Source organism: uncultured Algoriphagus sp. (assembly GCF_963974835.1).
GTDB lineage: Bacteria > Bacteroidota > Bacteroidia > Cytophagales > Cyclobacteriaceae > Algoriphagus.
Genome location: NZ_CAXBET010000001.1, coordinates 540,860 through 566,852, shown reverse-complemented (window position 1 = coordinate 566,852; position 25,993 = coordinate 540,860). Strand labels below are relative to the sequence as shown.

The window sequence follows — 25,993 nt, the reverse complement described above, 5'->3', positions numbered from 1 at the left end:
TTATTCTACCGTCACAGATTTTGCCAAATTCCTGGGCTGATCCACATTACAGTTTCGCATCACTGCGATGTGGTAGGAAAAAAGTTGAAGTGGAACTACGGCTACTAATGGGGTAAAAGCTTCATGTGTCTCAGGAATCTCGATCACGTGATCAGCCATCGCCTTTACCTGAGTATCCCCTTGAGTTACTACAGCAATTACTTTTCCTTTTCTAGCTTTAACTTCCTGAATATTGCTTACCACTTTTTCGTAAGAGCTATCTTGGGTTGCAATGAAAATTACCGGCATTTCCTCATCTATCAGGGCAATGGGGCCATGCTTCATTTCTGCTGCTGGATATCCTTCTGCATGGATATATGAGATTTCTTTCAGCTTGAGGGCTCCTTCCAAAGCCACAGGGAAATTATATCCTCTCCCTAAATAGAGTGCATTTCGCACATCTTTATATTCCTCAGCTATAGATTTAATGACCTCATTTGATTTCAGTGCCTGTTCTACTTTTGCAGGTATCGCAGCAAGCTCATGAAGCAGCTGTACATATTTACTCTCAGGTAAAGTGCCCCGCTGGTAACCAAGTTTCAAAGCCATCATGGCAAGAACTGAAATCTGAGCAGTAAATGCTTTGGTAGATGCGACTCCAATTTCAGGGCCTGCGTGAGTATAAGAACCTGCATGAGTAGCCCTTGGTATGGATGCACCTACTACGTTGCAAACTCCAAAGATGGTAGCCCCCTTAGATTTTGCAAGCTCAATTGCAGCTAATGTATCGGCTGTTTCTCCAGATTGGGAAATAGCAATTACAAAGTCTTTTTCACCTAAGACCGGATTTCTATACCTGAATTCAGAAGCATATTCCACTTCTACCGGGACACGTGCAAATTCTTCAAAAAGGTATTCTGCTACAAGTCCGGCGTGCCAGGAAGTACCGCAGGCGGTGATGATTATCCGCTCAGCATTTTGGAATTTATTCATGTAATCCCTCAGACCTCCAAGAACCAAACGTCCGGATTTGGCGTCAAGGCGACCTCGAAGGCAATCCGCTATGGACTTAGGTTGCTCAAAGATTTCCTTAAGCATGAAATGCTCATAACCTCCTTTTTCGATCGCTTCCAATTCCATCTCCAATTGATTGATGTAGGGATTGGTCTCTACATTCTCAATGGTTTTAATTTGAAGATTATTGTTTCGGATTACTGCTATTTCAAAATCGTCTAAGTAAACCACTTGGTTTGTATATTCTATAATAGGGGTAGCATCCGATGCCAGGAAATATTCTCCATTACCTACTCCTATGACCAGAGGAGATCCTTTTCTTGCAGCAATAAGTGTAGTGGGCTCATCTTTATTAAGCAATACAATCGCATAAGCTCCGACTACTTTATGAAGTGCTAATCTCAATGCTTCCTCTAGGCTGCACTCATTGTGCAGTTGAATATCTTCTATGAACTTGATAAAAACCTCAGTGTCAGTTTCTGATTGGAATGTGTAGCCTTTCATTAGCAAGTCTTTTTTCAAGACCTCATAGTTTTCAATAATGCCATTATGGATTATTGCTAATTTTTCAGTAGAGGAATAATGCGGATGTGCATTGACATCATTGGGTTCCCCATGAGTAGCCCAGCGGGTATGGCCAATTCCGATTTTCGATCCCAAATCATCCGATGTGGATGAAAGATACTTTTCCAATTCGGATACTTTGCCCTTTTTTTTATAGACACTTATTCCATTGGAATCCAATAATGCGACACCAGCACTATCGTATCCACGATATTCTAATCTCCTCAGACCTTTGATCACTATGGGTAAAGCTTCCTGCTGACCCACGTATGCTACAATTCCACACATAGTTAAAAATTATTTCTTTCAATTTGGACTTTGGTAAAGAAACAGCTTTTATGCCAAAAAAATAATCCACTTCCTATAAATTAGAAAGTGGATTAGAATCACTTATATAAAATAAATTTGCTTATCTAGATCTAGAGTAGATCACTTTTACCTTAATCTTGTTTTTATCTACTACAAACTGACTTAAAGATTTCTTAAAATCATCACCATTAGTACTAGGGGAATTACCATAGAGCAACCAATCTTTTCTTATTAGCTTCTCTCTAAATAACGCATTGACATGCGAGGTAATAAATTGTTTGTAAGTCTTGTCATCGGAATCGTATATTAATGCTGTTGGAACATTTGTAGAGGGAACTTCAATTCCATTTTCATCCGTGTAAACCTGAGCCTGACCATCTGCTTGTACAGCAAGTTGGGCGCCTGTTGAAGATTCCAGTATTTCATTACTTGCATCAGTAAAATACATAATCAAACCTCCTGGAGGTTTTATGGTTTCTGGCTGCCCATCTATATCCCCTATCTCTAATGCTACCTGATTGAAAGTAATGCCAGATAGAGTATCCAGAAATGCATCAAAAGGACTAGTGTCCAATTTTATGACCAGACCAAGCATTGACTTCATACCAACTTTTGAACCAATATCATAAGCTTTTTGCTTTTCAGTAACTATATCAAGCGGGGTTCCACTTCTATCACTTATAAGGCCGTTAAAACTTCTGGAAGATGCTGTAGAAATACTATATAAGGTAGCTACTGTATCTCCTTCATAATGATAATAGACATTCAAACCAGTTGTACTTCCTACTCCAATACCAATAGATGAATTATCACCTTCCCTTCCTTTTACAGCAATGCCTGGAAAGTATTCTCTGAAGGTAAATAGGTCATTGAATTCCAGACCAGATTTCATCTTACTGAAAATTTCTTCAGCAAATTCTTCCTCAACTTCAAAAGAAGCTAGTGTATCAGTTTCTTCTCCAAATACTATTTCACCAGAAGAGAATGGGGTTTGCTCGTAAGATAATTCGTCAAAATTGTAGTACAGCGTATCCAGAATAGGTTCCGTCAATTTATGGATGGAAAAATATTTAGGTTGACCCAAGTCTTCTCCATCTATATTTGATATGTTGAGATCGAAGAATATCGAATCCAGCAATGCCAATTCTGTTGGCCTTTTAGCTGCAGAACTAATGGATAGTCTAGAATACCCCGTCGCAGAGGTTTTGCCAAAGAAATCATCTTCATCTTCGCCTACTATCAGGACAGACTGATTAGTAGTATTAAAGGAATCCAATAATACAACCGTAGCAGGAAGCTCAAACTCCTCGAAAACAACACCGATTTGGTTGTTTCCGGGAGCAAGCTCAATGCCTACTGTGGCAGGATCACTACATGAACTAATAAGCAAGAGGGACGCAATTGCGCCAAATGCCAGCTTAACCGGCGAGATTCGTGTAAATATCGAACAGCTCTTCGTGAGCTTGTGCTTCTGATTCTGCTTCAATGCTGATGTCAAACTTCTTGTCTTTTGAGAAATCCTCGATTAGTTGGTTTAATTCTGCGGAAACTTCACCGCCTTTGACTACCAAGTCAGCGTACTCCATGCCCATCTTGATAAATCCTGTAAAGTCTTTGCTCTTCAAAGGTGCTAAAATAGCGTCATCAATATCCACCATCTTAACCTTGTTTAACAAATCATCGCCAAAGGTATGAGAAAATCCGTTGTTGTAGATCGCAAATACAGACTTCGTGTCTTTAAATAAAGGCTCGCTCTTGTAAGTGGTCTTCAGATACATTGGGATCAAGCTGGTCATCCAGTCGTTGCAATGAACGATATCCGGAGCCCAACCTAGTTTTTTGACCGTCTCGATCACTCCTTTGCAGAAGAAAATCGCGCGCTCATCATTGTCCTCGTAGAATTTGTGTTGCTTGTCGTGGAATACATGCTTGCGCTGGAAATAATCTTCATTATCAATGAAGTATACCTGAAGCTTTGCATTCGGGATGGAAGCAACTTTAATCACCAAAGGTTTCTCCTCTTCTCCTACTGCTATATTAATTCCAGATAATCTCACTACCTCATGAAGCCTATTCTTTCGCTCATTGATCAGGCCGAATCTTGGAACCAAAATTCTAATCTCCATACCACGCTCTTGCATAGCTTGAGGAAGGGATCTTAAGAAATTGGCGACTTCTGATGTTTGGAGAAAAGGGTTGATTTCACTGGCAACGTAGAGGATACGTAATTTGGACATGCTTAATGGATTTTAAGTTGAAGGTGAAAAAACAACTGCGCAAAGATAATAAAAAAAGACCTAAAAGCCTTGTTTTGTTGAATAATAATCTAGATTTGCCCCTATTTACCCAAACTAAACCCCTTACCAGTGCAAGTAGTACATACTCGAGCCGATTGGCACGAATACTGGCTTAGATCCATTAAAAGCAACAAATCTATAGGACTGGTCCCAACTATGGGAGCACTTCACGAAGGCCATTTGGATCTGGTGAGAAAAGCCAAGGAAGAATCGGATGTTGTGGTGGTTTCCATCTTTGTGAATCCAACACAATTCAATAATCAGGAAGATTTTGAAAATTATCCGAATACGTTAGAATCGGATTTGGATAAACTTAGTAATGAAAATGTTGACTTTGTTTTCGTACCTGATACCAAAACTATCTATCCGGAAAAACCTGTAATTAATATCAATTTCGGAGAATTGGAAAGAGTATTGGAAGGCACCTTTCGCCCAGGTCATTTCAATGGAGTTGGCATCGTTGTATCCAAACTATTTAATTTAATCAGACCTCATAAAGCTTTCTTTGGCCAGAAAGACCTGCAGCAAACCGGCATTATCAAGCAATTAGTAAAAGATCTTTCAATGGAAGTGGACCTAATTATCGTTCCTACTCGCCGTGAAGAAGATGGATTGGCGATGTCTTCCAGAAACATGAGACTATCCACACAAGAAAGAAATCAATCACTGATATTGATTAATAGTTTGATAAAAGCAAAGCAGGAACTTTTAGCGGGTAAGCAATGGTTTGAGGTGCAGAATCAAATCAAATGCGATTTTGAGGAAAAGCCGTTGGCTAGTTTGGAATACTTCGAACTTATTCATCCTGAAAGATTTACGAGATATTCAAAGTTTGACGAAAACCAAAAGTCGTCAATCTGTGTAGCTGCTTATCTAGGAAAAATCAGATTAATCGACAACCTTCCAATAATTCCTTAATTTTGCGGCAAAATTAAACCAATGCAAATTCAGGTACTGAAATCCAAGATTCACCGGGTGAAAATTACCCAGGCAGAATTGCACTACGTAGGCTCAATTACCATCGATGAAGATTTGATAGATGCAGCGAATCTAATCGAAAACGAGAAAGTTCAAATCGTCAATGTAAATAATGGCGAACGATTGGAAACTTACGTCATCACTGGCGAAAGAGGTTCTGGACAAGTTTGTCTAAATGGTCCCGCTGCAAGGAAGGCGCAAGTAGGTGACATTGTCATCATCATTTCCTACGCAGGAATGGAACTGGAAGAAGCCAAAAAATTCAAGCCGGTTTTGATCTTCCCTGATGATCAAAATAAACTCATCTGATGAGTCAAAAATATATCAAGCAATTTATCCAGGTAGTAATTTCATTAGGAATTGCTATCTGGATTTTTTGGTTTTTATATAAAGATATCGCGCTTGACTCATTAATAGACCAAGTTAGGTCGAGTAATTGGTACTGGATTGTATTTTCGATTGTGATTTCGATGCTTGGGTATTTCGTCAGAAGCTGGCGCTGGACCTTATTGATTGATACTGAAGAAGGAAAGAAGGTAACATTAACTCGCGCGTACCACGCCTTAATGGTTGGGTATTTGGCAAATATGCTAATACCTAGGGCTGGTGAAGTTGCCCGATGTGGAGTGCTCACCCGAACAAACGGAATCTCAATCGGCTACTTAATAGGTACTGTAATCGTAGAGCGAAGTGTCGATTTAATCTGTCTGGTCTGTACCATTATCTTAGCTTTTTTAGTAGAGAAAGATCTGTTTGTGGATCTTGCTTCACAATTAGTCGATGTAAATTCTCTCGGGCAGAAGGTATTATCCAACCTCCCAATAGTAATTGGGATTTTTATCATTCTAGGTCTAGCTATTTTCTATATTTTCAAGAGATTTCGCGACCATGGACTAATCAATAAACTCCAACACTTTTTTAGGGAAATTCTATCCGGACTCAAACAAATTGGGACTCTGGCTAATCCAGCAGGATTTTGGATCAGCTCAATATTGCTCTGGGTAATTTATTTTCTCACTATGTATACCATTGCTTTTGGTATACCGAGTACTGCCAATTTGTCTTCTGGAGAAGTGCTCTTAGTCATGGTAATGGGCAGTATTGGCATGGTAGCGCCAGTTCAGGGGGGTATTGGAACCTTTCATGCACTCGTGGCCTTCATTTTGATACAGCTCGGAATATCGGAGGTAGATGGAAAGATCTTCGCAGCCATCATTCACGGGACTCAAGTTATCCTTGTATTAGTGGCCGGCCTTGTGAGTTGGTTAATAATGATGAAATTACCTTCTCATTCCGAACCTAAGATTTCTTAAAACGTATTCAACCCTGCAAACCAAATAAATTATGTTCCTTATAATCATTATCGTATTCGCAATTGCGGGATTTGTGGTCAGCAATAAGCTGAAAAGCAAATTCAAGCAATACTCTCAGACCCCGTTGCAGGCAAATTTGTCTGGGGCAGAGATTGCCAAGTTGATGCTGGCAGACAATAACATTACTGATGTACAGGTTTTATCAGTGGAAGGACAGCTTTCCGACCATTATAATCCAGCAAATAAAACTGTCAACTTAAGTCCAGATGTTTATTATGGCAGAAATGCTGCTGCTGCTGCGGTCGCGTCTCACGAGTGTGGTCATGCAGTACAACATGCCACATCTTATACATGGTTGAGTTTAAGATCCACATTGGTTCCTCTTCAAAACAGCGCTGGGAAAATCCTTAATATCGTCTTGATCGCATCTCTCCTGGGAGGTTTTCTTATTAATTTGCCAAATGAAATCATTGGATTTATAGTTGTAGGTGCTTACGGTATTATTACGCTTTTTTCTCTAGTGACCCTTCCTGTAGAATTCGATGCTAGTAACAGAGCTTTAGCTTGGGTTAAGACAAGAAACATTGTAACTCCAGATGAATACGCAATGTCAAAAGATGCACTTAAGTGGGCCGCTATGACTTACGTAGTAGCTGCTTTGGCTGCATTGACCACCTTAGCTTATTATATTATGGTCTTCTTTGGAGGTAGAGATTGATACAGATCAAATAAAATTTTGGAAGAGGGGCAAACGTTGTCCCTCTTTTTTTTTTACCATATATTCCAATCAGATAGCTAAACCCAAAAGAGATAAAAATGTATTTTGAACTAACAGAGGAGCAACGGGCAGTACAAGAAGCTGCGAGAGATTTTGCTAAAAACGAGCTGCTGCCAGGAGTAATAGATCGGGATATTGAGTGCAGATTTCCCGCGGAGGAAATTAAAAAAATGGGAGAGCTAGGCTTCATGGGAATGATGGTCGATCCTAACTATAATGGAGGAGGAATGGATACAGTTTCTTACGTCATTGCGATGGAAGAACTGTCCAAGATCGATGCTTCTGCATCCGTGATTATGTCTGTAAATAACTCTTTGGTTTGCTGGGGAATGGAAAAGTATGCGTCCGAAACCCAGAAACAGAAATACTTAAAACCATTAGCTTCTGGGCAAAAGTTAGGAGCATTCGCTCTTTCCGAGCCAGAAGCAGGTTCTGATGCCACCTCGCAAAAAACCGAAGCATACCTTGATGGTGATCATTACGTTTTAAACGGCACAAAAAACTGGATTACTAATGGCTCACAAGCTGATACGTACTTAGTTTTTGCCCAAACAGATCACAGTAAAGGGCACAAGGGAATTTCAGTATTTATTGTCGAAAAAGGCTGGGAGGGTTTTACTCCCGGTCATAAAGAGGATAAACTTGGGATCCGAGCCTCAGACACCACTTCATTGATGTTTACTGATGTGAAAGTGCCAATTGCGAATCGAATCGGTGATGAAGGATTTGGTTTTAAATATGCTATGGAAACCTTAAATGGTGGCAGAATTGGTATTGCTGCACAGGCACTTGGCATTGCAGCTGGAGCTTATGAGTTTGCTTTGGCCTACTCCAAAGAGCGTAAGACTTTTGGAAAACCAATTAGTGAACACCAAGCCATCCAATTCAAACTTGCGGATATGGCTACGAATATCGAAGCAGCTAGACTTTTAGTTTATAAAGCTGCATGGTTGAAAGATCAAGGTGAAGATTACTCTCATGCTTCCGCCATGGCAAAATTATATGCCTCACAAGTCGCTATGGATGTGGCAATTGATGCTGTGCAAATTCACGGAGGTTATGGTTATGTGCGGGAATATCACGTGGAGCGCCTGATGAGAGATGCTAAAATTACCCAGATATATGAGGGTACTTCAGAGATTCAGAAAATAGTTATATCTAGGGGAATTCTCCGGTAAAAACTATTTTGTTCATAAAGGGGTATAGTTTAATAAAACTGTACCCTTTTTTGTTTTTTTAACACCATCTATAGAAAATCTATGAATATTCATTAAAAAAATTATATTTTTGTGGTTCTGTTTTTTTAATACTTATTCATGGAATATTACAACAAGGTTATCGAATCAGTCAATGTTAGGTTTATCAGAGGAAATAATTTCCGGGTAGAAAAGCCTATATCTGTACTTGATTATACGGAATCGGATAATACACTGATTTTACTCCACCATGGTACTCTCAAGTTTGGTGAAGACCAAGAGTTATTAAATGAAGGAGAGGTTCTTTTCCTTCCAGCTGAGCAAAAGACGAAATTGACTCTAGGAAGTAGCCCAAAGAAAAGTGAAATAACAAAAGAACATTTTCAAGAAAATAAAAAGAAATATCTCCAAAGTTTGAGTTTCAGAGATATTAAGAGTACAGAAGATGACTGCATTTCTATAGTGGGTTTTGAATCCAAAGTCTTTGATGTAGTCAACTTTTTTAATTCACTGGATATACCTCCTTTTATCATCAGATTTAATGATCGTTTAGCAACTATCATGGAAGATCTTATGAGGGAAGTGGAAGTGAGTAATGTTGGGAAGGAAAGAGCTTTAAAATCTCACTCGGAACTCCTAGTCATCGAGCTACTGCGACATATTCTAAAAAATAGACTGTTCTTGGAAGAACTTTCTACAAATGCCACCTATTTCAAAGATCCTCGTCTCATTGATTTATTCAATTATATCAAAGCAAATCTAGGTGGAGATCTTTCTAATAAGATCCTTGCCAAGGTTGCTAATGTATCCGAAGATTATGTAGGACAATACTTTAAAATGCTGACGGGTATAAATCCTCAGGATTATATAGAATACCAACGAATGGAAGCAGCGGTTGAATTATTAAGAACCACCAAAAAGTCAATTCGGGATATTGGGAAAGAAATCGGTTATAAAGATACGGCGTATTTTTGCCGTAGATTCAAAATGATGTATGGTGTGCCGGCAGGTAAAATGAGAAGAAGAGAATCCTTAATTAATGTTTAAAGAGACATTTAAAAGCATCTTATAGTTTAAGACCTCGGCCAAAAAACCGGGGTCTTTTTCGATCGCATTACCGATTACTAGAAGGTCTGCGCCATTATCATAAGCAGTCTTTACTTTTGCCAAGGAATCTAACCCTCCACCCACGATGAGAGGATTATTGATCACAGATTTTACAGATTTTATTACTTCGCTGGACACTGATATTTTTGCTCCACTACCTGCATCAAGATAAAAATATTTCATTCCCAAATATAGTCCTGCCAATGCTGTCGCCTGAGCAAGATTAGGTTTAGAATTGGGTAATGGTAAGGTTTGACTGACATATTGCACGCTGGTGATCTCGCTTTCATTCACTAGCATGTAGGCAGTAGGAAGAGCTTCCAATTGCAATTCTTTTATGATCGGAGCTGCAAGTACCTGATGACCTATGAGATACTCTGGATTTCTACCGGAGATCAATGAGAGGAATAAAATCGCATCTGCCTCTTCGGCTAGCTGCATCTGTGACCCTGGAAAAATGACCACAGGAATATTTCCGGAAAGCCTCTGGAGTGAAAGAACGACCTCTCTAAAATTATCTCTACTCAGGTGACTTCCTCCTACAAATATTAAGTCTAGATCTGAATCTTTCACCCAAGCAAACTCCTGCTCGAAAGAAGCAGAATCTTCTAACTTCTCGGGGTCTACCAGCCAAGCAAGTCCTTTTCTCCCCGTCTTGAACAGATTTTTAAGGATTTTACTTACTCTCTTCTTCGACTTTGGCATCTTCAGTATGGGTAGCAAAAAGATTAGGCAGGAATTTTTCCTTAGCATAGGCAAGTCCTAAAATGAAGAGGCGCTGCCCTATACTTGGCCAAAACGTTGACTTAGAATTTTCCGAGAGTTTTTTTTCAATCTCTTTTGTAAGAAGTCCCTCTCTTTCCAAAACTGCCATTGCTGTCTGTGTTGTGCGGTCTTTTTTCTTACTACGGGATTTCATGATTGCAAAAGCTATCAATCCACTGACAACAACTACTCCACCGATTTTTATCCAGTCTCCCGATTCCGCTTTGAAGAGCTCAAGCTGTCTGGCAAGAGCTTGCTCTAGCTCCTCTTCTTTTTTCTTCAAATCTTTCCCCATTCTCTTAACGTTTTTTGAAAATTCTTGCTCTGAAAATAAATCCTTTCAAACCTCGCTGAACTTTTTCATCGGTTGGATCATGATCTCTTAATAAATATAATACTAGAAGAATCACTAGGTAAAGTAGTCCAACTATAAGGAAGCCCATATGGGGAGATTCAAAATACTGACTAAGAAAAAATGCCAGAGAAAGACTTAAAAACAATAAAACCAAAAGGAGACTTCCACCCATCATAATCAGGAATAGCATCCTGGTTAACACACCCGCAACTTGATCTTGTATATCAAGTTTTACCATGTCTATCTTGGTCTCTACTATTCCTTTTACGGTTTGTACTATTTCTCCGATTCTTAGCATAATCAAAAATTTGTGAGAGGTTACTCTTGAAATATGATACAATATACTTCAATTGACAGGAGCAAAAAAATTAAGCAAGTACATCAACCTCTTGATCCTGGTAAAACTTGTATCTCAAAACTAGTTCCAAAGCAAAAGCGATCGCCTCATTAATTGTCATCTGCTGATTAAGTGACTCATCTATTTCATCAAGACGGGAATAGAATGCTGTAGCGAGGGGAATGTGCATATCTTCGTTGATTCTTTCACTCGTCTGTATGAAAGCTGAAGTTTTCTCCTCTTTTAAGACTTTGCAGATTATGAGGTCTTTTTTGCCATATTTGGTTCTGCGCGCAGAGGCGGCAAACAACCTACAGATCATACCTCTTTTAGTATGATTACCACAAAATCCCTTTTTTCCGTCGTCAGACTGAGATCGATACATGATACAACTTACACGCTCCTCATTGTCTTCCAGCGAAGCTAAAGTAGACTCAGCCAGACCTCTTTCATACAGGTCGAATGCTAATGGCAAAAACTCCAATGGGGAAGCAGGTACTTTCGGATTTGCACAGCAAAGGCCACATCCAGATACACAGCTTAACCCGCTCTCAGATACAAATTGCTTTGTTTCTGACTCAAGCTCACCAAACACGTCCAGCGTAGCCTGAGATTTTTCGATGAGATTCATCTCTTTATATAAACAGAGCGCAAAACTACACTAGTCTAGAGCGATTGATTCCTTTAGGCTATTATTTTTTTATATTGAAAGTCAGCGGATTAGGATACAGCTGAGTAAATCGTCAATGATTAACCGCCCATAATAAGAAAGAGATCGTTTTCTTTAATTAAAAAGAAGGGTATGAGCAATCTAGAAAATCAAAATGCAGAAGAGAAAATCCGCCTTGCTTTCAAAGAAAGAGATTGGAGTGAAATAAAAAGTGCTGATTCTTGGGTGATTTTTAAGGTCATGTCAGAATTCGTTGAAGGATTTGAAAAACTGGCCAAAATAGGTCCATGTGTTTCAATATTTGGATCTGCACGCACGCCAAGAGACCATCAGCATTATAAAATGGCGGAAGATATTGCTGCCAAACTCGTTCGTCATGGCTATGGAGTAATCACAGGAGGAGGTCCAGGCATTATGGAAGCTGGAAACAAAGGAGCACATTCTGAAGGGGGTAAATCGGTTGGTTTGAATATCGTATTACCATTTGAGCAGTTTGACAATATTTATATTGACCGGGACAAATTGATGACCTTTGATTACTTCTTTGTACGTAAAGTGATGTTTATCAAATACTCTCAGGGATTTGTTGTTCTTCCTGGAGGATTCGGTACGATGGATGAATTTTTTGAAGCATTGACACTGATTCAGACCAACAAAATCGGGAAATTCCCAATTGTACTTGTCGGTAAAAGTTACTGGTCTGGACTTGTGGATTGGATCAAGCAGACGCTTCTAACTCATCATTATATCAATGAAGTTGACTTGGAGCTATTCTCGGTGGTAGAAGACGCAACTGAGGCCGTAAAGGTCATTGACGACTTCTATAATAAGTACTTGCTCAGCCCAAATTTCTAAGTTAGCTGCTTGGATAATGGAAGAATAAAATAAAAATTGATAGAGACTTTAATTTATTGGAACCATGAAGACATCCATCTTTTATTTTGCCCTCTGCCTTATTTTTCTATCGATATCCTGCACTACTAAAGAAAGCTCGGATACCAACTCGGCAGAAACTACACTTCAGGACACCTCATCGAAAGCAGTGGAAGCTTCTGTGGAAATGACAGATCCTGATCCTACAGATGATATTCCCGTTGGTGAATACAATACAGCTTCAGTTTCGCTGGAGAATGCCGAGAAGGTAAAGATATTTCTCCAGAAGCAATTCGAGGAGGATATTGAAAAGGGATTATTGGAAGAAACCGAGCGCAAATTCGTCCAGTATGAGTATGATCTCAACGATGACGGAAACAATGAAATTCTTGTCGGTTTAGTAGGTCCTTATTTTTGTGGATCCGGGGGATGTACCCAATTTGTTTTGGATCAGGATGGAAATTTGATAACGGCATTCTCTGTAGCTGACTATCCTGTGATTATCGATTCCACGAAGTCAAATGACTGGAATGATCTTATTATTTACAGTGGCGGAAAGAATCGGGTGATAAAATTTGACGGGAAAAAATATCCTTCCAATCCTTCCATAGAGCCCGCTCAAGACAATATTCTTGAAGAAGGTCTTCCAAGAGCATTGGATTTTATAAATGATAATTATCCGTGGTTTAAATTTTAAAATTTTAATCAGGTATACATAGCCCGGATCTCATTTCATAACAAACTAGATAATGCAAAAAAATCAGCTTACCATCCTTTACATTTTAATTTTCATCGGGATAGGAATGGCTGGATATGCTATTTGGAAAACTCCAAATACGATTACAGTGAGCCCTGAAGCGAATGTTCAGATGCTTCAAACCATGCCCATTCCTTCACGGGATACAATCAGGCTTTTTGATTTGCCATCAGAATTGACTTTTGCAGGAGAGAAAGTGCCTTTGGAAATTCCGGACGTAAAGGAACGGCTGGAGCGTGAAATTTATGTAAATGCTTATTGGCAGTCGAATATGATACTGCTGATGAAAAGATCTACCAAATTTCTGCCTGAAATAGAGGAAATTTTAAAAGCTGAAAATGTTCCGGAGGACTTCAAATATTTAGCAATGGCAGAATCAGGCCTGATGAATGTAGCATCTCCGGCTGGGGCCAAGGGATTTTGGCAAATTCTGGAGAGTACTGGTAAAGAGTATGGATTGGAAATTTCAAAAGATGTGGATGAACGGTATAATCTGGGGAAAGCTACTGTCGCCGCAACCGATTACCTAAAAAAAGCACATAGGAAATTTGGAGACTGGACAGCAGTGGCAGCCAGTTATAATATCGGTCAGTCTGGCTTTGCAAGAAGACAGAGCGATCAATTTTCTAAAAACTACTACGATCTTTACCTAAACGATGAGACCAGCAGGTATCTTTTTAGGATCTTGGCGTTTAAAGTTATTTTTGAAAATCCCAAAGCATTCGGCTTTCATTTGAGAGAATCTGATTATTACCGCAATCCGGAATTAAGAACTGTCACAGTGAACTCAGATGTAAAAGATTTGGCCAGGTGGGCAAGACAGCAAGGAAGCACTTACAAGGATTTGAAACTTTTTAATCCTTGGCTTCGAGATAAAGATCTAAACGTAAAGCGAAGCAAGACTTACCAAATTGTACTTCCAAAATAACTTCAATCTTTTGCATTTATGACTTATTTTGGTTGACACTTTTGCATCTACAAAAACATATGAAATTGAGAACCTAGAGTTCGTCATGAAGGTTGTGTTTTTAATAATGGCGCTGGACAAGTATGGTTCTCTAATCCAAGCCATTCCATTTCGCAGTCCTTTGAATAGCCAATCCCTGAACTACCTATGAGAGAATTTGATTAATTATACTGACCATTTCAAACCAAGTACAGGACATTAGGGTTAGTATCTTGGAGTTCGGCTTCTGCTTGCCCTGTAAATTTCGTACCTTCGCCGATTCTATTTTGCCCGCTATTTATGAGTCAATCAACTTCTGCTCAGGAAGAATATATCGAAATATATGGTGCCCGTGAGCACAATTTAAAAAATCTGGATTTAAAGATTCCGCGAAATAAGCTAGTGGTAATCACTGGTCTAAGTGGTAGCGGAAAAAGCTCTTTGGCTTTTGATACCATTTATGCCGAAGGCCAGCGTCGCTACATGGAATCTTTTTCAGCTTATGCCAGATCCTTTCTTGGTGGCATGGAGCGTCCTGATGTAGACAAAATCAATGGCTTATCCCCTGTGATTGCGATTGAGCAAAAAACTACCTCAAAAAATCCCCGCTCTACTGTAGGTACAGTTACTGAAATTTATGATTTCATGAGATTGCTTTATGCCAGAGCTGGTGAAGCTTATTCTTATCTCTCAGGCAAAAAGATGGTACGCCAAACAGAAGATCAGATCATTGACTTACTGTTTGAAAACTTTTTGAATCAAAAACTTTATATCCTTGCACCTGTAGTAAAAGGTAGAAAGGGTCATTACAGAGAGCTTTTTGAACAAATCCGGAAAATGGGTTTTTCTAAAGTGCGGGTAGATGGAGTGGTAATGGACATGGTGCCCAAAATGCAGGTAGACCGATACAAAATTCATGATATTGAAATTGTAATTGACCGGATAATTGCAGAAGAATCTGATCGCTTTCGTATTACCCAATCACTTAAATCTGCTCTGCAGCATGGTAAAGGTGTAATCATGATTCGTGATGAAGCAGGTGAGATCCATCATTTCTCCAAGTATTTGATGGATCCCGAAACTGGACTTTCTTACGATGAACCCGCACCAAATACTTTTTCATTCAATAGTCCATATGGTGCTTGTCCTACTTGTAATGGTCTGGGAATAACTGAGGAAATTACCCGTGAGAGTATTATCCCCGACGCTAATTTAAGTATCACCAGAGGTGGAATAGCGCCGTTGGGTGAGTATAGAGATATCTGGATCTTTAAAAAGATTGAAGCTATCCTCAAGCACTATAAGTGCAGCATGAGTACACCTATCAAGGATTTGCCTGAACATGTAGTGGAGATTCTCCTGAGCGGTGATAAAATTGAAGTGGCTGTTGATTCAGTTAAACATCCAGGCACCAAGTGGCACACCACTTTTGAAGGGATTATTAATTTTCTGAAAAAATATCAGGAAGGAAGTTCTGATAAAATTCAGGATTGGGTAAGTGAATTTACCATAACTCAGATTTGTCCTGATTGTGAAGGCTATAGATTGAAGAAGGAAGCTCTTCATATCAAGATTGATGAGACGCACATCGGGCAATTGGCCATGATGGACATTCGCTCACTTGGAGATTGGTTTGTTGGTCTGGAGGACAGACTCTCTGATAAGCAAAATATCATTGCAGCAGAAGTCTTAAAAGAAATCAGAAAGAGAATAGGATTTCTACTTGATATTGGGCTTGACTATCTATCACTCAATAGACCCCTGAGAACGTTGTCAGGAGGTGAAGCACAGCGGATACGTCTGGCCACACAGATTGGGACTCAGCTTGTAGGCGTGCTTTATATCTTAGATGAGCCAAGTATTGGTCTTCATCAGCGGGATAATGAAAAGTTGATCCATGCGCTTCAAAGTTTAAGGGATTTAGGCAATTCAGTATTAGTAGTGGAGCATGATAAAGATATGATGCTGGCTTCTGATTATCTATTGGATATGGGGCCAGGAGCCGGGCGGCATGGGGGACAGATCGTTGCTAACGGAACTCCTGAGCAAATTTTAAAGACAGATGGAATTACATCTAACTATCTATCGGGCAAGATTGGATTACCAATACCTAAAGAAAGAAGAGATGGGAGGGGATTGGAACTTGTTATAATAGGAGCAAGCGGAAACAACCTTAAGAATTTGAACCTAAAACTTCCTTTGGGATCATTGATCTGTATCACTGGAGTTTCCGGAAGTGGGAAAAGTACGCTGATCCATGAGACCTTGTATCCTATCTTGAACCAGCATATTTATCATTCCAAGAAAGCTCCAATGCCTTATAAAAGCGTGGTTGGATTGGAGCATTTGGATAAAGTGATAGAGGTGGACCAATCTCCTATAGGAAGAACTCCACGATCCAATCCGGCTACATATACTGGAGTCTTTTCTGATATAAGGACACTTTTCACCGAACTTCCCGAGGCCAAAATAAGGGGATACAAGCCTGGTCGTTTTTCTTTCAACGTAAAAGGCGGAAGATGTGAAGACTGTGAAGGTGCAGGGATGAAACTCATCGAGATGGACTTTCTTCCGGATGTGCATGTACCCTGTGAAACCTGCAAAGGCAAGCGTTACAATCGTGAAACGCTGGAGATCCGCTATAAAGGAAAATCCATATCTGATGTCCTCGACATGACTGTGGAGCAAGCGGTGGAATTCTTCGATAAACTCCCTAAAATCCTGAGAAAAATAAAAACCCTAAACGATGTTGGATTAGGATACATCACTCTTGGCCAACATGCTACTACTCTGTCAGGAGGGGAAGCACAGCGGGTGAAATTAGCAACAGAACTATCCAAAAAGGATACTGGAAAAACGTTCTATATCCTAGATGAACCTACTACTGGACTCCATTTCCAGGATATTGAATTGCTAATGCTAGTAGTAAATGGTCTTGTGTCGAAGGGCAATACAGTATTGATCATCGAGCATAATATGGATGTGATTAAAATGGCGGATTACATTGTTGATTTAGGACCTGAAGGAGGCAATAATGGCGGAACAATCGTGGTACAGGGAACTCCGGAAAAGGTGGCTGCTACTTCGGGAAGTTATACCGGTAAATTCCTTAAGATGGAATTAAATAGCTAACAAGGGGAAATATCAAGGGTATACTCCTTTTATCAAATTAAAAAAGAGGGGAAATCTGCGTTATTTATCTTTGGGCGATTATGAATAGAATAAGGCTTTATTGGTTTTTGCAGATAATTGGATGGGGAGGTTTTGCCTTAGTTACGATTGCATTAGCTTCACTCACAGGGGAAATCGCTTCCGTTCAGATTTGGGCCTTTATTGTGTTAGCTGCGACGAACCTAATATCTTCCCATTTTTTACGCCATATAGTCAAAACATATAACTGGTTTAAACTTAGTATTCCTCAGCTTTTATTCCAGTCTTTTCTGGCCATAATAGCTCTTTCCCTCGCCAATTTCGTTGCCCAAATTCTTATTAATATAGCTTTTGGAATACTAAATCCAGAAGAGGATTTTAAGGTTTTGGTAATTTTGTCGAACATATTTTTGGCATTCCTTATATTTTCCTTGTGGTTTGTCATTTATTTTTTAGTCCACTTTTTGGATAATTACAATACCACACTCAAGTACGAAGCTAAAATCAATGAGATAAGACTTAATCATCTGAAGAGTCAATTAAATCCACATTTTATATTTAATGCACTTAATAGCGTGAGGGCATTAGTAGATGAAGATCCAATTAAAGCAAAAACAGCCATCACTAGAATTTCCAATATGCTTCGTTTCTCCCTGATGATGGATAAGAAGCAGACTATTGAATTTGGTGATGAGCTAAACACCGTTAAAGACTATTTAGAACTGGAATCCATCCGTTTTGAGGAAAGGCTGAATGTAGTGTACCACATTGAGGACGAATCCTACAGCTATAAAATTCCTCCCATGATGCTGCAGACTATTGTGGAAAACGGAATTAAACATGGCGTTTCTAATTTAGTAAAAGGCGGCACGATTGAAATCAAGTGTAGGGAAGGTTTGCGCGATGATTTGTATATTCAGGTCAAAAATAGCGGTCAACTGACTCATCAGCCATCATTAAAATCTGATGACGAGCAAGGTCACGGGCTGAGTAATACCGTACAGAGACTTAAGTTGATATATGGGGATAAGGCCAGCTTCCGTATTTTCAACTCTGGAATTGAATACGTCATCACTGAAATAAAAATCCCGAAACAAAAAGTTACATTCGAATAACAAACTCAACAAAAATGCGAGCTATTGTAATTGATGATGAAAGATTGGCAAGGAAAGAGCTAATCACCCTTTTAAATCAACTAGAAAGTGTAGAAGTAGTAGGCGAGGCGGTAAACGTAGATGATGCCAAAGATAAAATCGACCAACTTAATCCCGATGTAATTTTTCTGGATATTCAAATGCCAGAGAAAACCGGTTTTGAGCTTTTGGAAGAATTGGACAATGTCCCTCATGTGATATTTACCACCGCTTACGATGAATATGCTTTGAAAGCATTTCAGGTAAATGCGTTGGATTACCTGCTGAAACCAATTGAGCCAAAACGTCTCGAAGAAGCAATTATTAAGCTTCAAGGTAAAATTGATGGTTATAACAAAAGTGAAGATACCTCGTCTTCCCATAGCCAGAAAAAACTTACTTTGGAAGATCAGGTGTTCGTTAAAGATGGGGATAGATGCTGGTTTGTCAGGCTTTCCAATGTTCGCTTGTTTGAATCAGATGGCAATTATATAAAAGTGTACTTTGACAACTTCAAGCCAATGATTCACAAGTCTTTAAATGCTCTAGATGAGCGTCTAGATGAAAAATCATTTTTTCGCGCTAGCCGGAAACATATCATCAATTTAGGATGGGTAGAGGGCATAGAACCATGGTTTAATGGAGGACTTGTAGTAACGCTAAGAGGAGGCGATAGAATAGAGGTAAGTAGGAGGCAAGCTGCGAGATTTAAGGAAATGATGAGCTTATAATAGTTTTATATCCAATTAAAAGCATTTGAATTGACTGATATTTTGTGTAAATAGTGAGAAATTGCTTTATATAGCATAAAAAAATACTTTTCACATCAAAACGCATCATCTGCCAAAATCTTATGAAAGAAGAGCGGATTTTAATCGTCGAAGACGATATCAGCATCGCAGAAAATATTCAGGAAATACTGGAACTCCTAGGATATGTAAACACAGACATCGCAAATTCTGCTAATCAGTGTATTAAAATCATTAAGAAATATCGGCCGGATTTGATATTCATGGATATCAAACTTAAAGGAGATAAAGATGGGATAGAGCTAGGAGAGATCGTCAAGCAAATGGTGGATGCACCATTGGTTTACGTCACTTCCTACAGTGATCCTACTATTATCGAGAGGGCAAAGCGTATAAATCCTGCCGGTTTTATTGTTAAGCCATTCAATACGAATGATATTCATGCTATTGTAGAGATTGTTCTTTATAATAAACGTACTAAACCTGTTAGTGAAGTAGCTGCTGTAAGTACTATTAATGACAGTCCTTATTTAGTAACAGATGCAGTATTTATTAAAGCGGACAATGCTTTTGAGCGAGTTTCTTATGATAATATATATTATGTAGAAGCTAATGGGAATATGGTAACAATATTCACTAAGAATAGAGACTATAATATCCGGAAATCCATGAAGGAAATTGAAGAAATTCTTCCTTCGCAATACTTCTTACGGGTCCAAAAATCTTTCATTGTTCATCTGGGACAAATTGAAAGTTTCAATACAAAAGAAATCACGCTTCTTTCTGGCGCAGTAGTTCAGGTCGGCCGCCAATATTACAATAGCTTCCTAGCTAAGCTCAGTACAATCACAGAGAGCTAAAACAAAAAGGCGGGTTAGCACCCGCCTCTTTAGTTTAACCAAACAATCAACCAAATTAACCCTTACGAGGTTGTCTTAGAGGATCTCTCCCCATTAGTTTGTTAAAAGACCGTTACTCTGGGCTTTAATTGTCTTTGTTCAAAAGCTACATCCGCTTTCAAATTTGTGTGTTCGCCTTTATTATAAGCTGGTTCAGTATATTCAATAAGGGCAGTATGATTTGCTAGTTTTGTTTCAACTGTTGCTTTCCAAACAATGGTAATTGCCATTACGAAGCCCAGTGCAGCACAAATGTTTTTTTGGGAAAATAATGAAGTAATCATGGCAGTAATAAGTTGGTTTAATTTCTATACCTGCTATTATCCAAAAAGCGACCCAAAGTTGAAAAATAGGATTTAATGGCATTAGGAGATGATTTGCCAAAAATGAATGTACGGTTTCGTACATCAAACTGTCAGCTACGGACAAATTTATTGATAGGGTCAAAAAAAGCTATCCTATTTAGGATAGCTTAATATGAATTGATGAGGTGGCTATAGAAGTTCATTTGCCAAATTAGCCAACTCCGAGCGCTCACCTTTCTCTAGTTTGATATGAGCATAGAGCGGATGATCTTTCACCCGATCTATCAAATATGACAAGCCATTTGATTGTGAATCCAAATAAGGTGTATCGATCTGAAAAACATCTCCTGTGAAGATAATCTTAGTGTTTTCACCAGCTCTGGAAATAATCGTCTTGATCTCATGTGGGGTCAAGTTCTGCGCTTCATCTACGATAAAGAAGATATTCGAAAGCGAGCGACCACGTATATATGCGAGTGGCTGAATCACTAACTTCTCCTGATTCACCAACTCGGTGATCTTCTGAAATTCCTTATCAGTTTCCTTGTATTGGTTTTGGATGAATTTAAGATTGTCCCAAAGAGGCTCCATGTACGGATTCAACTTGGACTTGATGTCTCCAGGTAAGTATCCGATATCCTTATTGCTCAATGGCACGATAGGTCTCGCCAAAAAGATCTGCTTATATTCTCTTCTCTGCTCTAAAGCTCCAGCAAGGGCAAGTAGGGTTTTACCAGTTCCAGCTACTCCTTGTATGGAGACCAAACGGATATTTGGATTGGTGATGGCGTGGAGAGCGAAAGTCTGCTCCGCATTCTTCGGCTTGATATTGTAAGCCAGCTTCTTATCTACACGCTCAAGAATGCTTTCTTCTGAATTATAATATGCAAGCACAGAATTCTTGTCACTTTTAAGAATATAGTAAGCATTGGACTTCCTTTTTCGGGTTCCTAAAACAGTCTTGGCTTCTATATACCCCTGCTCATATAGCTTATTGATATGTTCAGGATCCATATTATCAAGAATATATTTACCGGTATTTTCCAGTTCGGTTATATTCTTAATCTTACCAGTCTCGTAGTCTTCTGCCAATAAATCAATGGATTTGGCTTTTAGCCGGAGATTTATATCCTTGCTGACCAAGATAACTTTTCTGCCCTTATCATGCTGTTTTAGATACAGCGCGCAGTTTAGAATTTTGTGATCATTCTTTTCCTCACCAAAAATTTCATTGGCATTGACCTGATTCTCCGGGTTCATCAGTACCCTAAAATTCCCCTTGGTCTTCCCGTTCAAAGGAGTCCAGTTGTGAATCATATGATCCTGAGAGAGTTTATCCAGTAGTCGGATGAATTCACGGGCTTCAAAATTCTTGGTATCATTGCCTTTCTTGAATTGATCAAGTTCCTCCAGCACTGTAATCGGGATGACCACATCGTGCTCGGCAAAGTTCATAATGGAGTTGTGTGCGTATAGGATTACAGAAGTATCCAGCACAAAGATTTTCCGATCTTTATCGGATTTGGCTCTAGGCATGCGCAGGTATTGTAGTGGTACTAGGTGATTTAATTTAGAAAAATATTTGGGCTAATGGCAAAGTTTCAATGAGAATTTATGGTTAATTAAATGTGATACTAACCTATATATTTGACTATCAATCCAATAAAAAAAGGACAGAATTTGTGGTTCTGCCCTTTTTTGAAAAATCATGGTTTTTAATTTAGTAATGCTTCAATATCTTCCTGTCCAAGACTTTTCATAAAGCTTTCTTCTGTATTAATAAGCTCACCTGCAAGTGCTAGCTTGCGATCCTGAAGCGCCATAATTTTCTCCTCGACCGATCCACGAGTGATGAATTTATAAATAATGACTTTATTTTCCTGCCCGATTCTATGCGCTCTGTCAATAGCCTGTGCTTCCACAGCAGGGTTCCACCAAGGGTCCAGTAAGAATACATATTCTGCTTTCGTTAGGTTTAAACCGACTCCACCGGCTTTTAGGGAAATCAGGAATACTTTGATGTCTTCGTTTTCCTGGAATTTCTCTACTTGCGCCTGGCGATCTTTCGTTGTACCGTCCAGATAAGCGTAAGGAATTCCCTGTTCCTCCAAGTATTCTTTTACAATCGCCAAATGTCTCACAAACTGACTGAAAACTAGCACTTTGTGCCCTTCGGAAATGGTAGACTGCAGCATATATGTCACATCTTCCAGTTTTCCAGATTCTCCTTCGTAATCATCTCTAACCAATTTTGGGTGATTGGCGATCTGACGAAGTTGGGTCAAGCCACGGAGTAAAGTGAACTGCTGATTATTTCTACCCGTACTCTGAATGTCCGAAATAATCTTTTCACGATAATAGCTTTTCACCTCTTCATAAACCTCCTCCTGAGCAGAAGTCATATCTGAGTATTTCACGTTGGTGATTTTCTCCGGTAAGTCGGTTGCTACTTGTGATTTCAGTCTTCTTAGAATAAAAGGCTTGATCATCGCATGAAGCTTTGCCGATTTATCCAGATCTCCTTGCTTTTCTATGGGTTGTAAAAACTGTATTTTAAAGGAATTCTGGTTACCAAGCAATCCTGGATTAATGAAATTCATCTGTGACCAAAGGTCCATTGTGCTATTTTCCACTGGCGTACCGGTAAGAATAAGTTTTTGCTTACTCTTCAGTTGATTAACTGCTCCAGCTATATTACTTCCCGGGTTTTTGATCGCTTGTGACTCATCCAAAATGATGTAGTTGAAATAGAAATCCTTAAGCACTTCTATATCCAATCGGGTGATACCATAGGATGTCAATACCAAGTCATAATCACCAAATCTCCAGGGATCTTTTATACGCTGCGTACCGGAGTAAACCAGAATTTTTAAGTCGGGAGTAAATTTCCTCGCCTCCAATTCCCAGTTATATATCAATGAAGTAGGCATTACCAGCAAAGAGGTCAAACCTGGATTTGATTCCATTTCATGCGCCAGCAATGCAAGTGTCTGCACAGTTTTACCCAAACCCATATCATCAGCCAAGCATCCACCAAACTTGAATTCATTTAAGAATCTAAGCCAGTTGTATCCAGCATGCTGGTATGGTCGAAGGATTCCATCAAATCCACTAGGCAAATCATATTCCTCGATGGATTCAAAATCTCTAAGTCTCTCAAGTTTCCTGCTTAGCGTAACTTGGACAAGATTCCCGATTTCCATTTCTCTAGCTAGAGCCAAATGATGCTTGCGCAACACCATGGAATTTTCATCTCCACGGTCTTCCATAAAGTTGAACAGCTCAGAGTAATCCACAAACCAAGAGGCAGGAATGACTGCAATCTCTCCGTTTGGCAATTCGAATTCTGCTTTACCCTGAAGCAAAAGCTTTCTTAGCTTCGCAAATGGCACCAAGTAAATTCCAAATTTGATCAATGCTTTTACATCAAACCAATCGATGTTTTCATTGACTTCGATTGATATTTGTGCCTTTCCAATGTTATATACCTTTCCTTTAGCATTAGGCTTCTGGACAATTTTAATTTTCTCTTTATCGAGAAAATCTTCGTTTTCACCGATCCACTCAAAAGCTTCTGTTTTAGGCAACGCATCCTTGCCCATCTTGAATTCCAGGCCTTGATCACGGAGTAACTTTAAATAGGCTTTTTCTTTCTGAGTACTTCGTATCGTCTTATAGAACGTATAGGTATCATCGCCTTCTTCTAGTCTCACAGAAGCGCCATGTTTTTCAGAGCTTGGAGTCTGCACGGGAAAATCGATATTTCCATACTTGAATCTAAGCTCAAAAACTATTTTATCCTCCTCCAACTTTTCTCCATCTTCCCCAAAGAGATTCTTTCCTCCCCCACCGGGTAGATCACTAATGTTGATAAAAACTTCAGGAGTGCCACGCTCAATATTGATGTCAAATCCCACGGATTCTACATCGAACTGAGAAATCAAATTGGCCATAAATCCTTTGTAATAGCTAGGCTCAATTCTTTTATCTATGACAATAAACTTCTTGTTCAAAAAGGCTTTTAGCTTTTTTCCATCTATCCCCTTTTCGAAATGAAAAAGCTGACCGTTCACGACCAGCCAGCCAGGTTCGTTACTGATGAAATAGCCATTCTTATATTGCCAATCGAGCTTTTCACCCTTGTATTTAATGGTTGGCCAGTAGTGTGTATTTTCTTCGTTTTTGTGAAAATGAAATAATACACTTGCGCGCTCAGCATTTACAGTAATTTCCTTCCACACAGGATTTCCATCACTACCCATTTCGAAAAGTCGCTTTCCGATGAGCAAAGGCATTATTTTCGAACGCTTCTTTTCAATAACCTCCTCTATTAAGTCCTGTGTTTTTTTATCCTCTGTTTTGGGATCAAAAATTTTCTCCAAATATTGCTTAGGCCGGATATTACCGCGTTTAATAAATGGCTTTACTACTACCTCAGGATTCATCGAATCCATGATTTTGATCAAATCATAATCCGTTTTGTTCAGTCCAGAATCGAACTCACTGGCATTTGCGGAACTAATATTTTGATAGGCCAAAGAAAGCCTACCTTGAGGGTCTATCTGTACTACAAAAGATTCAATCAAGAGTCCTAAAGACTCGTGGCTGTAAATAGAATAAACTATCTGAAAAGGCTTATCAGCATCTACTATCATATTATTGTCAGAAGGACAAAAACTTCTATTTAATTGGGGTTAAGCAAAAAGAAGCCAAGTCGGGGTTAAGTATTTCAAAAAAGGGTAAAGCAAGTTGAAAATTACAAAAAATATAGCTCAAAAACTTGAATTGAGGCAATTTTCTGGCTGTAAACACAAAAATCCTTCAAAATCACTAAAAATGATCCTGAAGGATTTTAGTTAAAATTGACTAGATGTTTACTCAGAAATTTGATTTACCTCTTCTTCTTTTGGCGGGGTTGGACTTTCTGTTTTTTCAGGAAAAAACCTGCCCTGAAAGATCAGAATCATCGCTACGCCTACAAATATTGCAGCATCAGCCACATTGAAAATCGGCCATAGAGCGGTATAAGAACCACCCCACACTGGAAGCCATTCCGGTAGATATCCTTCCCAAATGTCAAAATAGAACATATCTACTACCTGACCATGAAACCATGGAGTAGAAGCATTGTAAGGTGCGTTGTTTAGCCACACTCCATAAAATACAGAATCGACCAAATTACCAATTGCTCCACCTAAGATCATTGCTATACAAACTATATATAAGCTTGGCTGTTTTTTCTCAATGATATGATATAGATAATAGCCTATACCACACATCGCAACTAATCTAAACGAAGTCAAAAGTAGTTTGCCATAGTCAGAACCTAGTTCCATACCGAATGCCATTCCTGGATTGGTGGTGTAATGCAGCTTGAACCAGTCGCCGAAAATCGGAATCTGTCCCGGTGAACCAAAATCCATCTGGAAGTGGACCAACATTTTCACCGCTTGATCTATTAGGATTACCAATAAAGCAATGCCGAAGTATTTCAGGTATTTATTCATTTTATACGTTTT

24 protein-coding genes are annotated in these 25,993 nt (G+C 39.2%); 13 read left to right on the top strand and 11 right to left on the bottom strand.

Going from position 1 to position 25,993, the window contains the following annotated elements; genetic code table 11:
* The 3 genes from glmS to AACZ73_RS02595 form a co-directional block, all read right to left on the bottom strand.
* On the bottom strand, positions 1-1,845 hold the full coding sequence (gene glmS / locus AACZ73_RS02605; RefSeq protein ID WP_339875135.1) for a glutamine--fructose-6-phosphate transaminase (isomerizing): 1,845 nt from the start codon (positions 1,843-1,845) through the stop codon (positions 1-3).
* A gap of 121 nt (positions 1,846-1,966) precedes the next feature.
* On the bottom strand, positions 1,967-3,256 hold the full coding sequence (locus AACZ73_RS02600; protein WP_339875133.1) for a DUF4270 family protein: 1,290 nt from the start codon (positions 3,254-3,256) through the stop codon (positions 1,967-1,969).
* A gap of 28 nt (positions 3,257-3,284) precedes the next feature.
* On the bottom strand, positions 3,285-4,103 hold the full coding sequence (locus AACZ73_RS02595) for a glycogen/starch synthase (RefSeq protein WP_339875131.1): 819 nt from the start codon (positions 4,101-4,103) through the stop codon (positions 3,285-3,287).
* Between the two features lie 129 nt (positions 4,104-4,232).
* Between AACZ73_RS02595 and panC the strand changes: the two genes are divergently transcribed.
* The 6 genes from panC (at position 4,233) to AACZ73_RS02565 (ending at position 9,475) form a co-directional block, all read left to right on the top strand.
* Positions 4,233-5,081 carry a pantoate--beta-alanine ligase gene (gene panC / locus AACZ73_RS02590; RefSeq protein WP_339875129.1) on the top strand — a complete coding sequence of 283 codons (849 nt, stop codon included), beginning with the start codon at positions 4,233-4,235 and terminating at the stop codon, positions 5,079-5,081.
* 21 nt (positions 5,082-5,102) lie between these two features.
* Positions 5,103-5,450 (top strand): aspartate 1-decarboxylase, encoded by a 348-nt coding sequence (gene panD / locus AACZ73_RS02585; protein ID WP_339875127.1) that lies wholly within the window; start codon positions 5,103-5,105, stop codon positions 5,448-5,450.
* On the top strand, positions 5,450-6,454 hold the full coding sequence (locus tag AACZ73_RS02580; protein ID WP_339875125.1) for a lysylphosphatidylglycerol synthase transmembrane domain-containing protein: 1,005 nt from the start codon (positions 5,450-5,452) through the stop codon (positions 6,452-6,454). The genes panD and AACZ73_RS02580 overlap by 1 nt, the downstream gene beginning before the upstream one ends.
* Positions 6,455-6,485: 31 nt before the next feature.
* Entirely contained in the window at positions 6,486-7,172 is a 687-nt protein-coding gene (locus AACZ73_RS02575) for a zinc metallopeptidase (RefSeq protein WP_339875124.1), read from the top strand.
* Positions 7,173-7,270: 98 nt separating this feature from the next.
* A complete protein-coding gene (locus AACZ73_RS02570; protein ID WP_339875122.1) occupies positions 7,271-8,410 on the top strand; it encodes an acyl-CoA dehydrogenase in 1,140 nt (379 codons plus the stop codon).
* Positions 8,411-8,548: 138 nt separating this feature from the next.
* Positions 8,549-9,475 (top strand): AraC family transcriptional regulator, encoded by a 927-nt coding sequence (locus AACZ73_RS02565; protein ID WP_339875120.1) that lies wholly within the window; start codon positions 8,549-8,551, stop codon positions 9,473-9,475.
* Here the strand turns inward: AACZ73_RS02565 and AACZ73_RS02560 are convergent.
* The 4 genes from AACZ73_RS02560 to AACZ73_RS02545 form a co-directional block, all read right to left on the bottom strand.
* Entirely contained in the window at positions 9,461-10,240 is a 780-nt protein-coding gene (locus AACZ73_RS02560) for a geranylgeranylglyceryl/heptaprenylglyceryl phosphate synthase (protein WP_339875118.1), read from the bottom strand. The genes AACZ73_RS02565 and AACZ73_RS02560 overlap by 15 nt on opposite strands.
* A complete protein-coding gene (locus AACZ73_RS02555) occupies positions 10,212-10,595 on the bottom strand; it encodes a hypothetical protein (protein WP_339875117.1) in 384 nt (127 codons plus the stop codon). The genes AACZ73_RS02560 and AACZ73_RS02555 overlap by 29 nt, the downstream gene beginning before the upstream one ends.
* Before the next feature lie 4 nt (positions 10,596-10,599).
* Complete coding sequence (locus AACZ73_RS02550; protein ID WP_339875115.1) at positions 10,600-10,953, bottom strand: phage holin family protein; 354 nt, start codon at positions 10,951-10,953, stop codon at positions 10,600-10,602.
* A 70-nt stretch (positions 10,954-11,023) separates the two neighbouring features.
* Entirely contained in the window at positions 11,024-11,623 is a 600-nt protein-coding gene (locus AACZ73_RS02545) for a YkgJ family cysteine cluster protein (RefSeq protein WP_339875114.1), read from the bottom strand.
* A gap of 171 nt (positions 11,624-11,794) precedes the next feature.
* Here AACZ73_RS02545 and AACZ73_RS02540 point away from each other — a divergent pair, with 171 nt between their 5' ends.
* From AACZ73_RS02540 to AACZ73_RS02510, 7 genes are all read left to right on the top strand, one after another.
* On the top strand, positions 11,795-12,517 hold the full coding sequence (locus tag AACZ73_RS02540) for a TIGR00730 family Rossman fold protein (RefSeq protein WP_339875112.1): 723 nt from the start codon (positions 11,795-11,797) through the stop codon (positions 12,515-12,517).
* 64 nt (positions 12,518-12,581) lie between these two features.
* Positions 12,582-13,232, top strand: a complete 651-nt coding sequence (locus tag AACZ73_RS02535) for a hypothetical protein (protein WP_339875110.1) — start codon at positions 12,582-12,584, stop codon at positions 13,230-13,232.
* A gap of 52 nt (positions 13,233-13,284) precedes the next feature.
* A complete protein-coding gene (locus AACZ73_RS02530) occupies positions 13,285-14,220 on the top strand; it encodes a lytic transglycosylase domain-containing protein (protein ID WP_339875108.1) in 936 nt (311 codons plus the stop codon).
* 318 nt (positions 14,221-14,538) lie between these two features.
* Positions 14,539-17,370, top strand: coding sequence for an excinuclease ABC subunit UvrA (gene uvrA / locus AACZ73_RS02525; protein WP_339875106.1), 2,832 nt, complete (start codon positions 14,539-14,541; stop codon positions 17,368-17,370).
* Positions 17,371-17,450: 80 nt separating this feature from the next.
* Positions 17,451-18,503, top strand: a complete 1,053-nt coding sequence (locus AACZ73_RS02520; protein WP_339875104.1) for a histidine kinase — start codon at positions 17,451-17,453, stop codon at positions 18,501-18,503.
* Positions 18,504-18,517: 14 nt separating this feature from the next.
* Positions 18,518-19,252 carry a LytTR family transcriptional regulator DNA-binding domain-containing protein gene (locus AACZ73_RS02515; protein ID WP_339875103.1) on the top strand — a complete coding sequence of 245 codons (735 nt, stop codon included), beginning with the start codon at positions 18,518-18,520 and terminating at the stop codon, positions 19,250-19,252.
* 122 nt (positions 19,253-19,374) lie between these two features.
* Entirely contained in the window at positions 19,375-20,130 is a 756-nt protein-coding gene (locus tag AACZ73_RS02510) for a response regulator (RefSeq protein WP_339875102.1), read from the top strand.
* Positions 20,131-20,231: 101 nt separating this feature from the next.
* Here AACZ73_RS02510 and AACZ73_RS02505 read toward each other — a convergent pair whose 3' ends face one another.
* The 4 genes from AACZ73_RS02505 to AACZ73_RS02490 all read right to left on the bottom strand — a co-directional run bounded on the left by AACZ73_RS02505 (position 20,232) and on the right by AACZ73_RS02490 (position 25,981).
* Positions 20,232-20,453: a hypothetical protein gene (locus AACZ73_RS02505; protein WP_339875101.1), complete on the bottom strand. Its 222-nt coding sequence runs from the start codon at positions 20,451-20,453 to the stop codon at positions 20,232-20,234.
* A 210-nt stretch (positions 20,454-20,663) separates the two neighbouring features.
* Positions 20,664-22,010: a PhoH family protein gene (locus AACZ73_RS02500; protein ID WP_339875100.1), complete on the bottom strand. Its 1,347-nt coding sequence runs from the start codon at positions 22,008-22,010 to the stop codon at positions 20,664-20,666.
* Positions 22,011-22,189: 179 nt separating this feature from the next.
* A complete protein-coding gene (locus AACZ73_RS02495; RefSeq protein WP_339875099.1) occupies positions 22,190-25,129 on the bottom strand; it encodes a DEAD/DEAH box helicase in 2,940 nt (979 codons plus the stop codon).
* 219 nt (positions 25,130-25,348) lie between these two features.
* Positions 25,349-25,981: a lipoprotein signal peptidase gene (locus AACZ73_RS02490; protein WP_339875097.1), complete on the bottom strand. Its 633-nt coding sequence runs from the start codon at positions 25,979-25,981 to the stop codon at positions 25,349-25,351.
* Positions 25,982-25,993: the final 12 nt, after the last annotated feature.

What these genes read in the sequence shown, in the direction of transcription:
- glmS (WP_339875135.1), bottom strand. Translation starts at nt 1,845, where the DNA reads ATGTGTGGAATTGTAGCATACGTGGGTCAGCAGGAAGCTTTACCCATA.
- AACZ73_RS02595 (WP_339875131.1), bottom strand. Translation starts at nt 4,103, where the DNA reads ATGTCCAAATTACGTATCCTCTACGTTGCCAGTGAAATCAACCCTTTT.
- panD (WP_339875127.1), top strand. Translation starts at nt 5,103, where the DNA reads ATGCAAATTCAGGTACTGAAATCCAAGATTCACCGGGTGAAAATTACC.
- AACZ73_RS02580 (WP_339875125.1), top strand. Translation starts at nt 5,450, where the DNA reads ATGAGTCAAAAATATATCAAGCAATTTATCCAGGTAGTAATTTCATTA.
- AACZ73_RS02575 (WP_339875124.1), top strand. Translation starts at nt 6,486, where the DNA reads ATGTTCCTTATAATCATTATCGTATTCGCAATTGCGGGATTTGTGGTC.
- AACZ73_RS02570 (WP_339875122.1), top strand. Translation starts at nt 7,271, where the DNA reads ATGTATTTTGAACTAACAGAGGAGCAACGGGCAGTACAAGAAGCTGCG.
- AACZ73_RS02565 (WP_339875120.1), top strand. Translation starts at nt 8,549, where the DNA reads ATGGAATATTACAACAAGGTTATCGAATCAGTCAATGTTAGGTTTATC.
- AACZ73_RS02560 (WP_339875118.1), bottom strand. Translation starts at nt 10,240, where the DNA reads ATGCCAAAGTCGAAGAAGAGAGTAAGTAAAATCCTTAAAAATCTGTTC.
- AACZ73_RS02555 (WP_339875117.1), bottom strand. Translation starts at nt 10,595, where the DNA reads ATGGGGAAAGATTTGAAGAAAAAAGAAGAGGAGCTAGAGCAAGCTCTT.
- AACZ73_RS02550 (WP_339875115.1), bottom strand. Translation starts at nt 10,953, where the DNA reads ATGCTAAGAATCGGAGAAATAGTACAAACCGTAAAAGGAATAGTAGAG.
- AACZ73_RS02545 (WP_339875114.1), bottom strand. Translation starts at nt 11,623, where the DNA reads ATGAATCTCATCGAAAAATCTCAGGCTACGCTGGACGTGTTTGGTGAG.
- AACZ73_RS02540 (WP_339875112.1), top strand. Translation starts at nt 11,795, where the DNA reads ATGAGCAATCTAGAAAATCAAAATGCAGAAGAGAAAATCCGCCTTGCT.
- AACZ73_RS02535 (WP_339875110.1), top strand. Translation starts at nt 12,582, where the DNA reads ATGAAGACATCCATCTTTTATTTTGCCCTCTGCCTTATTTTTCTATCG.
- AACZ73_RS02530 (WP_339875108.1), top strand. Translation starts at nt 13,285, where the DNA reads ATGCAAAAAAATCAGCTTACCATCCTTTACATTTTAATTTTCATCGGG.
- uvrA (WP_339875106.1), top strand. Translation starts at nt 14,539, where the DNA reads ATGAGTCAATCAACTTCTGCTCAGGAAGAATATATCGAAATATATGGT.
- AACZ73_RS02520 (WP_339875104.1), top strand. Translation starts at nt 17,451, where the DNA reads ATGAATAGAATAAGGCTTTATTGGTTTTTGCAGATAATTGGATGGGGA.
- AACZ73_RS02515 (WP_339875103.1), top strand. Translation starts at nt 18,518, where the DNA reads ATGCGAGCTATTGTAATTGATGATGAAAGATTGGCAAGGAAAGAGCTA.
- AACZ73_RS02510 (WP_339875102.1), top strand. Translation starts at nt 19,375, where the DNA reads ATGAAAGAAGAGCGGATTTTAATCGTCGAAGACGATATCAGCATCGCA.
- AACZ73_RS02505 (WP_339875101.1), bottom strand. Translation starts at nt 20,453, where the DNA reads ATGATTACTTCATTATTTTCCCAAAAAAACATTTGTGCTGCACTGGGC.
- AACZ73_RS02500 (WP_339875100.1), bottom strand. Translation starts at nt 22,010, where the DNA reads ATGCCTAGAGCCAAATCCGATAAAGATCGGAAAATCTTTGTGCTGGAT.
- AACZ73_RS02495 (WP_339875099.1), bottom strand. Translation starts at nt 25,129, where the DNA reads ATGATAGTAGATGCTGATAAGCCTTTTCAGATAGTTTATTCTATTTAC.
- AACZ73_RS02490 (WP_339875097.1), bottom strand. Translation starts at nt 25,981, where the DNA reads ATGAATAAATACCTGAAATACTTCGGCATTGCTTTATTGGTAATCCTA.